Origin of the sequence: Brachybacterium alimentarium (assembly GCF_002332425.1) — a bacterium.
GTDB lineage: Bacteria > Actinomycetota > Actinomycetes > Actinomycetales > Dermabacteraceae > Brachybacterium > Brachybacterium alimentarium.
In genome coordinates, this window is sequence record NZ_NRGS01000007.1 from 85,456 (window position 1) to 98,664 (window position 13,209).

11 protein-coding genes are annotated in these 13,209 nt (G+C 69.6%); 6 read left to right on the top strand and 5 right to left on the bottom strand.

What is annotated here, in order from left to right; genetic code table 11:
• The first annotated feature begins 35 nt into the window (after positions 1 to 35).
• The 3 genes from metX to CIK71_RS06625 all read left to right on the top strand — a co-directional run bounded on the left by metX (position 36) and on the right by CIK71_RS06625 (position 3,388).
• A complete protein-coding gene (gene metX / locus CIK71_RS06615; protein ID WP_245857342.1) occupies positions 36 to 1,319 on the top strand; it encodes a homoserine O-acetyltransferase MetX in 1,284 nt (427 codons plus the stop codon).
• A 66-nt stretch (positions 1,320 to 1,385) separates the two neighbouring features.
• The gene (locus tag CIK71_RS06620; RefSeq protein WP_096164403.1) at positions 1,386 to 1,790 is read left to right on the top strand and encodes a universal stress protein; all 405 of its coding nucleotides are present in this window, start codon (positions 1,386 to 1,388) and stop codon (positions 1,788 to 1,790) included.
• Between the two features lie 305 nt (positions 1,791 to 2,095).
• Entirely contained in the window at positions 2,096 to 3,388 is a 1,293-nt protein-coding gene (locus CIK71_RS06625; RefSeq protein WP_096164404.1) for an RNA polymerase sigma factor, read from the top strand.
• Between the two features lie 218 nt (positions 3,389 to 3,606).
• On the opposite strand, the gene CIK71_RS06630 is transcribed toward CIK71_RS06625, so the two are convergent.
• Positions 3,607 to 3,825, bottom strand: a complete 219-nt coding sequence (locus tag CIK71_RS06630; RefSeq protein ID WP_096164405.1) for a DUF7455 domain-containing protein — start codon at positions 3,823 to 3,825, stop codon at positions 3,607 to 3,609.
• Between the two features lie 129 nt (positions 3,826 to 3,954).
• Here CIK71_RS06630 and CIK71_RS06635 point away from each other — a divergent pair, with 129 nt between their 5' ends.
• From CIK71_RS06635 to CIK71_RS06645, 3 genes are read left to right on the top strand one after another with little or no spacing between them, the layout of a single operon-like run.
• Complete coding sequence (locus CIK71_RS06635) at positions 3,955 to 6,075, top strand: DNA gyrase/topoisomerase IV subunit B (RefSeq protein WP_096164406.1); 2,121 nt, start codon at positions 3,955 to 3,957, stop codon at positions 6,073 to 6,075.
• Positions 6,072 to 6,857 carry an imidazole glycerol phosphate synthase subunit HisF gene (hisF, locus tag CIK71_RS06640; protein ID WP_096164407.1) on the top strand — a complete coding sequence of 262 codons (786 nt, stop codon included), beginning with the start codon at positions 6,072 to 6,074 and terminating at the stop codon, positions 6,855 to 6,857. Before CIK71_RS06635 ends, hisF begins: the two co-directional genes overlap by 4 nt.
• Positions 6,854 to 7,549 carry a metallophosphoesterase gene (locus tag CIK71_RS06645; protein WP_096164408.1) on the top strand — a complete coding sequence of 232 codons (696 nt, stop codon included), beginning with the start codon at positions 6,854 to 6,856 and terminating at the stop codon, positions 7,547 to 7,549. Before hisF ends, CIK71_RS06645 begins: the two co-directional genes overlap by 4 nt.
• Before the next feature lie 167 nt (positions 7,550 to 7,716).
• Here CIK71_RS06645 and CIK71_RS06650 read toward each other — a convergent pair whose 3' ends face one another.
• The 4 genes from CIK71_RS06650 to CIK71_RS06665 all read right to left on the bottom strand — a co-directional run bounded on the left by CIK71_RS06650 (position 7,717) and on the right by CIK71_RS06665 (position 13,130).
• Positions 7,717 to 8,013, bottom strand: coding sequence for a hypothetical protein (locus tag CIK71_RS06650; protein WP_096164409.1), 297 nt, complete (start codon positions 8,011 to 8,013; stop codon positions 7,717 to 7,719).
• Between the two features lie 567 nt (positions 8,014 to 8,580).
• Entirely contained in the window at positions 8,581 to 9,459 is an 879-nt protein-coding gene (locus CIK71_RS06655) for a D-hexose-6-phosphate mutarotase (protein ID WP_096164436.1), read from the bottom strand.
• A 59-nt stretch (positions 9,460 to 9,518) separates the two neighbouring features.
• A complete protein-coding gene (locus CIK71_RS06660; RefSeq protein ID WP_096164410.1) occupies positions 9,519 to 10,652 on the bottom strand; it encodes a DUF998 domain-containing protein in 1,134 nt (377 codons plus the stop codon).
• 21 nt (positions 10,653 to 10,673) lie between these two features.
• Positions 10,674 to 13,130, bottom strand: a complete 2,457-nt coding sequence (locus tag CIK71_RS06665) for a DNA gyrase/topoisomerase IV subunit A (protein ID WP_176485571.1) — start codon at positions 13,128 to 13,130, stop codon at positions 10,674 to 10,676.
• Positions 13,131 to 13,209 lie beyond the last annotated feature (79 nt).

A 13,209-nucleotide genomic window follows, 5' to 3' on the forward strand; every position in this document is an offset into this window, starting at 1 on the left:
CTGCCGGGCGGGAATGCAGGGAGGAGGAGCCGCCGATGACCGTTCTCGGAGCTCTGGGACGGAGAGTGTCGGCTGCTGCGTCGACCACAGCCACGACGGACTTCGCATCGACGCAGGCTGCCATGAGCGAGGACGGCGCGGCTGCGACACCGCGGAGCGGGATCGTCGAGGGAGGTGCGGGCGCCACGACGGCGACCACCACGACCGCGACCACCGGGGCCTGGCTCCCCGAGCACGGCGTGGGAGACCGCCGGTTCCTCGACATCGGCGACGTGGAGCTCGAGAGCGGGGCCGTGCTCCAGGACGTGACCATGGCCTACGAGACCTGGGGGACCCTTGACCCCGATGGTGGCAACGCGATCCTGGTGCTCCATGCCCTGACGGGCGACTCGCACCTCCGCGGGCCGGCGAGCAGGGCCCACGCCAGCCCCGGATGGTGGGAGCAGATGGTCGGCCCGGGGTGCCCGATCGACACCGATCGCTACTACGTGATCGCCCCGAACATCCTCGGAGGGTGTCAGGGCAGCACGGGGCCGAGCTCCATCGCCCCGGACGGACGGCACTGGGGCTCGCGGTTCCCCCTGCTGACCGTGCGTGATCAGGTCGAGGCGGAACGTCGGCTGCGCGACGCCCTGTCGATCCAGCGCTGGGCGCTCGTGGTCGGCGGCTCGATGGGCGGCATGCGCGCGGTCGAGTGGGCCGCGTCCTATCCCTCGGAGGTCGAGAGGCTCGCGGTCATCGCGAGCTCGGCGCGGGCGACCGCCGACCAGATCGCCTGGAACACCGCCCAGAGCGCGGCGATCCGTATGGACCCCGAGTTCCGGGGCGGCGACTACTACGACGTCCCCGGCGGTCGTGGCCCTCAGCACGGTCTGGGCATCGCCCGGCGCATCGCCCACACGACCTATCGCACCGCCGATGAGCTCGAGGACAGGTTCGGCAACCGGCCCCAGGCCGACGAGGACCCGTTCGACGGCGCGGGCCGCCACCAGATCACGAGCTATCTCGAACACCATGCCGGGAAGCTCTCACGGCGATTCGACGCGAACTCCTATCTGCTCCTGGCGCACTCGATGAACACGCACGACGTGGGTCGCGGACGCGGGGGAACGGCGGCGGCCCTGGAACGGGTCCGAGCCCGGACCCTCGTCGTCGCGATCGACACAGATCGACTGTTCCCGCCAGTCCTGGTCGAGGAGATGGCCACGCACATACCGCACTCGGACTGGCGCGTCGCGCACTCCGTGATCGGTCACGACGCGTTCCTGCTCGCCCATCCCGATCTCGACGAGTGGATCCGCGGCCTGCTCGGTCGCTAAGCTGGCCGGATGAGCCGACGTCCCGGGAGGGATGTTGCGAGAATCGTCCCGAGAAGGAGCAGGCGCATGACCATCGTCGTGGCATACACGCCGTCTGAACAGGGCAGGGCAGCACTGCAGGCCGCTGTGAGGTCCGCGCGTCGTTCCCGGGAGGGGCTGGCCGTCGCCTACTACGAGTTCGGGGAGGCCGACGACGGTCTCGCCGCACCCTCGGAGGAGGACGTCCGCTCCGCGCTCGCCGAGGCGGACGTCGAGGGGCTCGACGTGACGCTCCACCGCCGTTCGATGACGGACATCGGCGAGTTCCTGCTGGCCGTCATCGACGAGGTCTCCGCGTCGCTGCTCGTGATCGGGCTGCGCAGGAAGTCACCCATCGGCAAGCTCAACCTCGGCAATGCCGCACGCCGGGTCGTCCTCGGTGCTCCCTGTCCGGTGCTCGCCGTGAAGGACGGACTGCGCGCCGCGGCCTGAGGACGCGCGCCGCGGCCCCGGCCGGGGGCCGATCCAGCACGCCGGATCCGGCACATGCAGGGGGCCGAGAGGGTCCGCAGCCACGCGCCGGAGCCGCCGACTCCCCGGGGAAACCGGGCCTGGGAATAACTGCACGCGCAGGACGTTATACTCATGAGGCTTGACGGCACCGTGCCTTCGTGCGCCATGAAACCGAGACCCACCGGTTCGCCGGCCGCGCGCAGGATCCGCTGGCCCCGCCGAGATGACTGATCGCCCGAGTGTGGCGGCTCGCCCCCAGGGGCGCCGCCGGAAGAAGGAACTCTGTGACCTCCTCCAAGACCGCCGAGACCGCCGACGACACGACCGCTGAGGCGGCCGAGTCCACGGCGGACGCGACCTCGAAGCGTTCCGCGTCGACCGCGAAGAGCACGTCCGCGAAGACCGCCGGAACCACGACCAAGAAGACCCCCCCCGCGAAGAAGACCGCCGCGCGCAAGGCGCCGGCGAAGAAGACCTCCACGGCGAAGGCCTCCAAGGCCACCGCCGCGTCCAAGGACACGGCGGAGGACATCGAGGAGGAGACCGAGGAGACGGAGACCAAGAAGGAGACCTCGGAGACCGACGCCAAGGTCGAGGCCTCCGGCGGCTTCGTCTTCAACGCCGCCGAGGACGACGCCCCTGCCCAGCAGGTCGTCACTGCCGGCGCGACCGCTGATCCGGTCAAGGACTACCTCAAGCAGATCGGCAAGGTCGCGCTGCTGAACGCGGCCCAGGAGGTCGAGCTCGCCGAGCGCATCGAGGCGGGCCTGTACGCCGAGCAGAAGCTCAAGCGCGACGAGTCGATCGTCAAGACCAAGGCCGGGCGCGAGCTCGGCATGGTCGCCGAGGACGGCCGTGCAGCGAAGGATCACCTGCTCGAGGCCAACCTCCGTCTGGTCGTCTCCCTCGCCAAGCGCTACACCGGGCGTGGCATGCTCTTCCTGGATCTCATCCAGGAGGGGAACCTCGGCCTGATCCGCGCTGTGGAGAAGTTCGACTACGCCAAGGGCTACAAGTTCTCGACGTACGCGACCTGGTGGATCCGTCAGGCGATCACGCGCGCCATGGCCGACCAGGCCCGCACCATCCGCATCCCCGTGCACATGGTCGAGGTCATCAACAAGCTCGCGCGCGTGCAGCGCCAGATGCTTCAGGACCTGGGCCGCGAGCCCACCCCGGAGGAGCTCGCCAAGGAGCTCGACATGACCCCGGAGAAGGTCGTCGAGGTCCAGAAGTACGGCCGCGAGCCCATCTCCCTGCACACCCCGCTGGGTGAGGACGGCGACAGCGAGTTCGGCGACCTCATCGAGGACTCCGAGGCCGTCGTCCCGGCCGATGCCGTGAGCTTCACGCTGCTCCAGGAACAGCTGCACTCGGTGCTGGACACGCTCTCCGAGCGTGAGGCAGGCGTGGTCTCCATGCGCTTCGGCCTCGAGGACGGACAGCCCAAGACGCTCGACGAGATCGGCAAGGTCTACGGAGTCACGCGTGAGCGGATCCGTCAGATCGAGTCGAAGACGATGTCGAAGCTGCGCCATCCCTCGCGCTCGCAGGTGCTCCGGGACTACCTCGACTGAGGAACGACCCCGCAGGACTTCTCCGACGGCGCCGGTGACCCCAGGGTCCCGGCGCCGTCGCCGTCGCGGTTGCCGAGCGCACGACAAAGAGAGGGCACCCACCAGCTGGTGGGTGCCCTCTCATCGTCTACGTGTCCACGGCCCCGATCGCGGTCCTCACGGACGGCAGGGGTCAACGGGGCAGAGGCATCGGCCCGTCGCGGGGCCGTCCCTCCGTGTCAGTCGTCGACGGGCTCAGGCTTCGCGTGGAGGCGCTCGGTCTCGTCGATGACCTCGGAGGCGATGTCCTTGAGGGCGTCCTCGTGAGCGCGAGCATGGTGTGCGCAGAACATCAGTTCGCCGCCTGCCGACAGGAGTACCTTCACGTACGCCTGGGCACCACAGCGGTCGCAGCGGTCGTGCGCGGTGAGCCGGGGGGCTTCCAAAGTCATGTTCATAGGTCTTTTCTAGCATCGGATCGGCCAGGAGGGCAGTGCTGCGGCCGCTGGTTCGCTGGGGGCGCAACGACTCTGTGAGCGGAGCCGCAATGCGGCGATCCGGGGCGTACGACCCGTAGGATCCACGGTGTGACCCCCTCTTCCTCCGCTTCGAAGACAGCCGCCTACGACGCGCGCAACCTCCAGGTCCTCGAGGGCCTGGAGGCAGTGCGCAAGCGTCCTGGCATGTACATCGGCTCGACGGACTCCCGCGGTCTCATGCATTGCCTGTGGGAGATCCTCGACAACTCGGTCGACGAGGCCCTGGGCGGCCACGGCGACTCCATCGCCGTGATCCTGCATCCCGACGCCTCCGTCGAGGTCCGCGACACCGGCCGTGGCGTCCCGGTGGACGTCGAGCCCCGCACCGGTCTGACCGGCGTCGAGGTCGTCTACACGAAGCTCCACGCGGGCGGGAAGTTCGGCGGCGGCTCCTATGCGGCCTCGGGCGGTCTCCACGGCGTGGGTGCGAGCGTGGTGAACGCGCTGTCCGGTCGCCTCGATGTCGAGGTGGACCGTGCGGGCAAGACCTATGCGATGAGCTTCCGGCGCGGCCAACCGGGCGTCTTCGAGGACACCGAGGGACCGGACCCGACGTCGCCGTTCTCCCCCGCAGCGGGCCCGGATGCTCTGCGGACGATCGGCAAGGTCAAGCGCGGCGTCTCGGGAACCCGGGTGCGTTACTGGGCCGACCCGCAGATCTTCATCAAGGGCTCCCACTTCTCGCTGGACGACCTGAACCGGCGAGCCCGGCAGACGGCGTTCCTCGTGCCCGGCCTGCAGATCTCCGTCACGGATCATCGCCCCGAGGCGAACCCTGACCTGCCGGCCACGAGCACCTACAAGTACGACGGCGGGATCAGCGAGTTCGTCGAGTACCTCGCCCAGGACCAGCGGATCACCGACGTCATCCGCCTGCAGGGAACCGGTGCGTACACCGAGACGATCCCGGTGCTCGACAAGAACGGTCACATGGTCTCGACGGACGTGGACCGCACCTGCGAGGTCGACATCGCCCTGCGCTGGGGGTCCGACTACGACTCGACGATGCGATCCTTCGTGAACATCGTCGCGACCCCCAAGGGCGGGACCCACGTCACCGGTTTCGAGCAGGCCCTGGTCAAGACCTTGCGCAAGCAGGTCGAGAACCAGGCGCGCCGAGTGAAGTTCAACGCCAAGAACGAGAAGATCGAGAAGGACGACACGCTCGCGGGTCTGACCGCCGTGGTGAGCGTGCGCATCGACGAGCCGCAGTTCGAAGGCCAGACCAAGGAGGTCCTCGGCACCCCGGCGATCCGTGCGATCGTCGGCAAGATCGTCGAACAGCGTCTGACGGAATTCCTGGTCTCCGCGAAGAAGGGCGAGAAGGAGCAGGCCGCCCTGGTCATCGACAAGGTCGTCTCCGAGATGCGCGCCCGCATCGCGGCGCGCATGCACAAGGAGGTCTCCCGCCGCAAGAACGCGCTGGAGTCCTCGACCATGCCCACGAAGCTCGCGGACTGCCGCACGCACGATGTGGACCGCTCCGAACTGTTCATCGTCGAGGGCGATAGCGCGCTGGGCACTGCGAAGAACGCCCGCTCCTCGGAGTTCCAGGCGCTGCTGCCCATCCGCGGGAAGATCCTCAACGTGCAGAAGGCGTCCATCACGGACATGCTGAAGAACACGGAGTGCGCCACGATCATCCAGGTGATCGGCGCCGGCTCGGGTCGTACCTTCGATCTCGACGCGGCCCGCTACGGCAAGATCATCATGATGACCGACGCGGATGTCGACGGGGCCCACATCCGCACGCTGCTGCTGACGCTGTTCCATCGCTACATGCGCCCGCTGGTCGAGGCCGGCCGGGTGTATGCCGCTGTGCCGCCTCTGCACCGCGTGGAGATCATCCACGGGGGCAAGAAGAAGAACGAACTCGTGTACACCTACTCCGAGGCAGAGCTGAACAAGCTCCTGAAGAACCTCGAGCGCCGCGGCAAGAAGTACAAGGAGCCGATCCAGCGCTACAAAGGCCTGGGGGAGATGGACGCCGATCAGCTGGCCGACACCACGATGGACCCCGGCCACCGGACACTGCGACGGGTGCGCATCGAGGATGCCGAAGCGGCCACTGCCGTGTTCGAGCTCCTCATGGGCTCCGAGGTGGCACCCCGCAAGCAGTTCCTCATCGAAGGAGCCGAAGAGCTCGATCTGGAGAGGATCGACGCATGAGTGTCGCCGTCCGTGTGATCCCCTGCCTGGACGTCGATGCCGGCCGCGTCGTCAAGGGCGTCAACTTCCAGAACCTCCGTGATGCGGGTGACCCGGTGGAGCTCGCCGCCCGGTACGGCGCAGAGGGTGCTGATGAGCTCACCTTCCTCGACGTCACCGCGTCCTCGGGTGGACGCGACACGATGATCGATGTGGTGCGGGCCGCTGCCGAGCAGCTGTTCATCCCGCTCACCGTCGGCGGCGGTGTGCGCTCGGCGGACGACGTCGACCAGCTCCTGCGGGCCGGCGCCGACAAGTGCGGTGTCAACACCGCCGCGATCGCCCGGCCCGAGGTCATCAGCGAGATCTCCCGCCGTTTCGGCAATCAGGTGCTGGTGCTGTCGATCGATGCGCGGCGGGTCACGGACGAGACCCCGGAGGGCACAGCACGCAGCGGCTCGGGCTTCGAGGTGACCACGCACGGCGGCCGTCGTGGCACCGGCATCGATGCGATCGAGTGGATCCGCGAGGTGACCGAGCGGGGCGCCGGCGAGATCCTGCTGAACTCGATGGATGCCGACGGCACCGAGCAGGGCTTCGATCTCGAACTGATCCGTCTGGCCCGGGCGGCGACGACCCTGCCGCTGATCGCCTCCGGAGGCGCCGGGCAGCCTGAGCACTTCGCCCCCGCGGTGCACGCCGGGGCGGACGCCCTGCTCGCCGCGAGCGTGTTCCACTTCCAGAAGATGACCATCGCCGAGGTGAAGCGGTCGATGGCGGCTGACGGCATCACGGTGCGGTGAGCGCACCGCTCTCGGTCGCCCCGCCGTCCGTCGTCTCCCGGCGGCCCCGAGCGCGATGGGCTGCGACCGGGGCGCTCGCAGGGCTGCTGGTCGCCCTCCTCGGCGGGGGATGGCTGCTCTGGGACAACCGCCGGCTGGACATCACCGGCTACGACGTCCCGATCGACCAGCTGCCACCTGGAGCGGAGGGGCTGAGCATCGCCCAGGTCTCGGACCTGCGCCCGGACCTGCTTCGCGAGCTCGAGGCGCTCGGCGTCGTGATCCTGCGCGACGAAGCGGTGACCGTGGAGGTCGCCGGCACACCGCTCACGCTCGTCGGCCTCGACGATCCTCGCGTTGCTGCCTCCACCGACCGAAAGGCGTCCTCCCCGCGCGATCTCCTTCGCGCCATGGAACTGCCGGAGGCTGCGACCACGGTGCTGCTCGCGCACCGTCCGGAGCTGCTGGGGGACTACACCGGCGTCGGCGTGGATCTGGTGCTCTCTGGCCATGCGCACGGTGGGCAGGTGCGCGTGCCCGGCATCGGCGGCGTGTACGCCCCGCACCAGGGAGTGCTCCCCGTGCTCACCGAAGGCGTGCACCTGCGGGACGGCACCACCATGGTGATCAGCCGCGGACTCGGCAACAGCATCGCGGGGGTGCGGGTCAACAATCCGCGTGAGCTCGTCCTCGTGGAGCTGACCGCACGCTGACCTCATTCCTCACGCCTCATGATGTCGTATCGCCTCGCCGGACCGTCCGGCCGACGATCGGCCCTCACCATGCGTCGATGCCCCGGCCCGCAGGGGCCGGGGCATCGGGCATGGGCGATGGGCGATGGACGTAGCGCAACACTCGGGCGGAGCAGTGCCGGACCGGCTCACCGCAGGGGGAGCCGGGAGGTCACGAGCGCTCTGAGGAAGAGACGCTCCTGATCGCGCACCGCCTGCGCGGCGGCCTCCTGCCGGCGGGCCTGCCGGATCGCGCGCCGACGGACGGCGTCGCGCCGGCCGGAAGCCTCCGGCGTCGCCGTGCCCATCGCAGTGGCTGCAGCGGGACGCTGCGGGGGAGGGGTCGGCGGCCGTGGGGGCTGCGTGTCTCGTCGGGCCCGGGCAGCGGTCATCGCGACGGAGTCGGTCGGGGTGGAAGAGGTGTCGAGGGGTGTCCGAACGGACATGGTGGGGCTCCTGAGAAGGGTGATGTCGCGAGTTCGCCATGACGTCCTGGCGCGGCCGTGCGAGGCGTGCCGGGACAACGAGGCCTGGTGGGAGAACTGGGCGTCACGATGCGCTCGATGAGCATCGAGAAGACGTCATGAGGGGAGCGCCAGCAGCGTGCTGCGACGCGTCACGACGCGGGAACGGTGGCCCGGCGTCGGGGCGGGGCCATGAGGCCCTGGTCTATGAGGCCCTGTCGGCGGTGCTGCGGCCTCCACCGGCCGCTCGCACTGGCACGGAGGATCCGTGTCGCCGGAGAAGGGATGCAGCAGCGTCGAACGGGCCCAGGGTCATCTGGGCCGGATTCGGGGTGGTGTGCATCTCCATACGGACAGTCGACCACTCCTCCGGCTGTGGAGACAAGTGAATTACTCGCGGGCGACGGGCGACGGGCGACGGGCGACGGGCGACGGGCGACGGGCGGCGAGGACCAGGAGGGTGGACGACGAAGGACCCGACCCTGCCCCGTGCGGGGGCATGGCCGGGTCCGTGTCGGAGGACCGCGAGCTCAGCAGCTCACGCGCGGCTCAGTGCTCGATGCGATAGGTGACGCCGAGGGTGTGGGAGGCCCCGGGCGCCAGGGACACGAAGCGGTCCTTCGCGACGGCGGGCTCGACGCACACGAACTCGGGCCACGAGGAGTCCGGGAGGTCCGCCATGCCGGTGACGAGCGCGTCCCACGGGTTCCAGACGACCGTCTTCGCGGTGCCCCGCGGAGTGGACACCAGCCGTCGGGAGGCGGTCTCGTCGACGATGGTCACCTCGCCGTGCGCATCGACGATCCGGTCGGTGGAGCCGGCCAGACGCAGCGGCTCGTCGCCGAGGACATCCGGTGCGAGCCCCCGGGTGTTGTCGAGGTACTCCGCGTTCTCCAGACCCTCGATCGCGATCCGGCGCACGTCACCCACGGCGAGGTAGGTGTGCAGAGCGGCCTCGAGCTCGAGCGCCTCCTCGCCGGCGGTGAGGGTCAGATCCACGGAGAGCTCGGCGCCGATGCGGAACACGGCGGTCGCGGTGAGCGTGGCGGTGTCCTTCGTACTCGTCAGCTCGAGCACGATGTCGTCCCCGTCCGGCTGCGCGGAGACCAGGTCCCAGCGCGATGTGCGCAGCCAGCCGTGCTTGACGCTCCGGGTGCCGTCACGGCCCGGCCCGAACCACGGGCCGATCAGCGGGATGCCGCCCCGGATCGCCGCGCCATGGCCGAACTCCGACTCGGGGCTCAGCCACAGCAGATCGGACTCCCCGGAGGGGACCCAGCTGGTGAGATGCGCTCCGTCGAGGTGGAGCACCGCCCGCGCGGCGGAGGTCTCGACGAACACGGCGTCGGCCCCGTGATCCTGATCGAGACGGACCCCGCGGGGGAGAGCGGCGGACGTGGCAGTGCTCGCGATGTTCATGATGCTCATCGTCCCACGGGGCGGGCAGGCGAGTGCGAAGGGTGGCACCCAGTTGCCGTCGGCCCGGGTCACCGCGCCAGGTCGGGATCCTGGTCGTGCAGCGTCGCCTCGGCAAGCGCCCGGGTGCTGTCCCCGGCGGCGGAGACGGTGCGGATCAGCAGCAGGAGCCACACGTACACGGTCACCGCCGCGCCCATCTCGAAGGCCGTCATGTTCAGGTACCCGACCACATCGAACATCACGATGAGCATCACGAGGATCCCGAACGCGATCCCGGTGAAGAGCAGCAGGCCGCCGGGCAGTCTGCGCAGCAGTGCCGGGAAGAGGAGGAGAGCGAGTCCGAAGACCACCACGAGCGTCTCGGCGACGACGTTGTGCCAGTACTTGCTGACGTTCAGGGAGATCAGCGCCACCAGTGCGAGGTGGGCTCCGAGCACCGCCAGGGTCGCGTGGACGACCCGCACCTTCCAGAACGGCTCACCGGTCTCGCGCGCCCAGAGTCCGAGATCGTGCGCCAGGAAGTCTCCGACCGCGATGAAGGCCAGCCCGGTCACGAGTAGGGTGAGGTTGAAGGTGAGCCCTGCCTGGTCGGAGCCGGCTCCGAGCTCGGAGAAGAACCGCTCCCACCAATAGGGGTCAGGACTCAGCATCGCGGCGGACAGCACCCCGACCGTCAGGAAGACCATCAGGAGCGTCGCGAGCGACCGACCGTCGAGAGCGGCCGCACCGGCGCCGACCACATACGCCCAGGCGCCCGTGCTCGCGCTCACCCAGAACGTGCTCGCGAAGCGATCCAGCGCCACCCCGAGGAAGGCCTGCTGCAGCACGGCGAACATGGCCCCGGTCAGCAGGAAAGCGAGGACCGCGTAGACCAGGGCCGGGCCGAGGACCGCCAGGGCGCGTCGCCACCATGGCAGCGCACGCATCCACGGATGGCGTCGCGGGGCCAGGACTGCCAGCGAACACGCTGCGACCAGGCCGGACACGGCCAAGGTGGAGAGTGCCGCGATCTGCCCGATGGAGCCGGGCCCGGACAAGGGCGCGGTCCCGCGCAGGAGGACCAGACCGACCACGAGGCCGACGACGGCACCGGCGGCACCCAGCGCGAGACTCGTGCTCTCGGCACGGATCGGCTCGGTCGTCCGGAGCCGCCGGCGAGACTGCGCCCTGCCGGAGACGGGAGCCCGCTCGCTGGGGATCATGGGGTCGTCGGCCGGGCCCGATCAGCTGATCGCGGCGATCGGCACGGCGACCGGCGTGCCGGAGCCGTCGCGTCGTCCGGTGGGTTCGGGAAGATCGATCGGCTGGCCCGCCTCGGAGGAGGCCCGGGCGGGATGGGGGACCACCCAGGCACCGATGAGGGCGTCCTCGCCGCGCAGGAAGCGATGGCAGCGCATACCGGCCGTCGCGCGACCCTTCGCGGGGAACTCGGTCAGCGGCGATACCTTGAGCGATCCCGTCTGCAGCAGCGGCAGGGTCCCCGAGGTGCCCGAGACCGTCACGACGTCCGCGGCGGCGGTCACGTCGATGACTCCGAAGAAGACCACGTGCGAGTCCTCGGGGAGCTTGATCCCGGCGACGCCGCCGGCACCGCGGCCCTGGGGGCGCACACCGGAGGCGGGGAAGTGCAGCAGCTGCGCCTCGGACGTGACGAAGACCAGGTCCAGGTCGGTGTCCTCTTCCAGGTCGACCACGCCCACGACGGTGTCGCCGTCCTTCAGCGCGATGATCTCGAAGCCGTCGGAGCGGGGGAAGTCCAGCTGGACGCGCTTGACGACGCCGTGACGCGTGCCGAGGGCGATCGCGCCGCCGCGCGCCAGATCGTCCTCCCCGAGGCGGATCAGCCCGAGGGGACGCTCATCGCGCTCCAGGTCGAGCAGATCGCGCAGGCGCGTGCCGCCGGCGAGCGAGGGCGCGCCGGCGGTCGGGGCGAGCGAGGGCAGCTCCACGACCGACAGATGCAGCACACGACCCTGGTCGGTGACGACGCCGACCGTCGAGCGGGTGCTGGTCAGCACGTCGGAGACGATCACGTCGTGCGAGGCGCGGGGCCCTTCGCGCAGCAGCTCCGCCTCCCCGGCCACCCGTGCCACCAGCGAGGTGCCGGTCAGGAGCACGTGGCAGGGCTCATCGGGGACCTCGAGAGATCCACCGGCCTTCGCGACCGGCTGGTCCGCGGCTTCGAGCAGGACGGTGCGCCGGGAGTCGCCGTGCTCTGCGGCGACCGTGGCGAGCTCCTCGGAGACCAGTGCGCGCAGCACGGCGTCGGAGCCGAGGATCTCCTCGAGCTCCTCGATCTCGCGACGCAGCTCGTCTCGCTCGGCCTCGAGATCGATCTGGGAGAACTTCGTGAGGCGGCGCAGACGCAGCTCGAGGATGTACTCGGCCTGCAGCTGGGAGAGGTCGAAGACCCCCATCAGGCGAGTACGGGCCGACTCCGCGTCATCGCTGGTGCGGATGATCTGGATGACCTCGTCGATGTCGACGATGGCCAGCAGCATGCCCTCGACCAGGTGCAGGCGGGCCTTGCGCTTGCCCAGCCGGTGCTCGGTGCGGCGCCGCACCACCTTCAGCCGGTGGTCGACGAACACCTCGAGCATCTGCTTCAGGCCCAGCGTGCGCGGCTGCCCCTCGACCAGGGCGACGTTGTTGATGCCGAACGATTCTTCCAACGGCGTGTACCGGTACAGCTGGTTCAGCACCGCCTCGGGGTCGTAGCCCGATTTGACCGCCAGCACCAGGCGGAGGCCGTGGTGGCGGTCCGTGAGGTCCTGATAGTCCGTGATGCCCTGGACCTTCTTGGACTGCACCGCGTCGCGCAGCTTCTCGGCGACCTTCTCGGGACCCACCTGGTAGGGGAGCTCGGTGACGACGATGCCCTTGCGTCGCGAGGTGATGTTCTCGACGCGCGTGGTGGCGCGGATCTTGAAGGAGCCGCGGCCGGTGCGATACGCGTCGCGGATACCGTCCAGGCCGACGATCCGCCCACCGGTGGGCAGATCGGGCCCGGGCACGAAGCGCATGAGGGCCTCGAGATCGGCGTCCGGATGCTCGATCAGGTGGCGCGCCGCGGCGATGGTCTCCACGAGGTTGTGCGGGGCCATGTTCGTGGCCATGCCGACAGCGATGCCGGAGGCGCCGTTGACCAGAAGGTTCGGGTACTGCGCCGGGAGCACCTCGGGCTGGAGGAGCTGATTGTCGTAGTTGGGCACCATGTCCACGACGTCCTCGTCCAGCGAGTCCGTCATCAGCGGTGCGGCCTTGGCGGGCCGCGCCTCGGTGTAGCGCGGTGCGGCCGGCCCGTTGTCGAGGGAGCCGAAATTGCCGTGGCCGTCCACGAGCGGCATGCGCATGTTGAAGCTCTGCGCCATGCGCACGAGGGCGTCGTAGATCGCGGAGTCGCCGTGGGGGTGGAGCTTGCCCATCACCTCGCCGACCACGCGCTGGCTCTTCACGTGCCCACGGTCGGGGCGCAGGCCCATCTCGGCCATCATGTACAGGATGCGGCGCTGGACCGGCTTCAGTCCGTCACGGGCGTCCGGCAGCGCTCGCGAATAGATCACGGAGTACGCGTATTCGAGGAACGACGACTCCATCTCGCTGGTGACGTCGATGTCGACGATCGTCTCGTCGATCTCCTCGTCCCCCGCGGGCGGCTGGGTGCTTCGTGATCGGGCCATGAGGGACATCATGGCGCATGACCGGCCACGATTCCGGGAACCAGGCCTGGTCCGGGACGTGAATCCCGTCTATCCCACA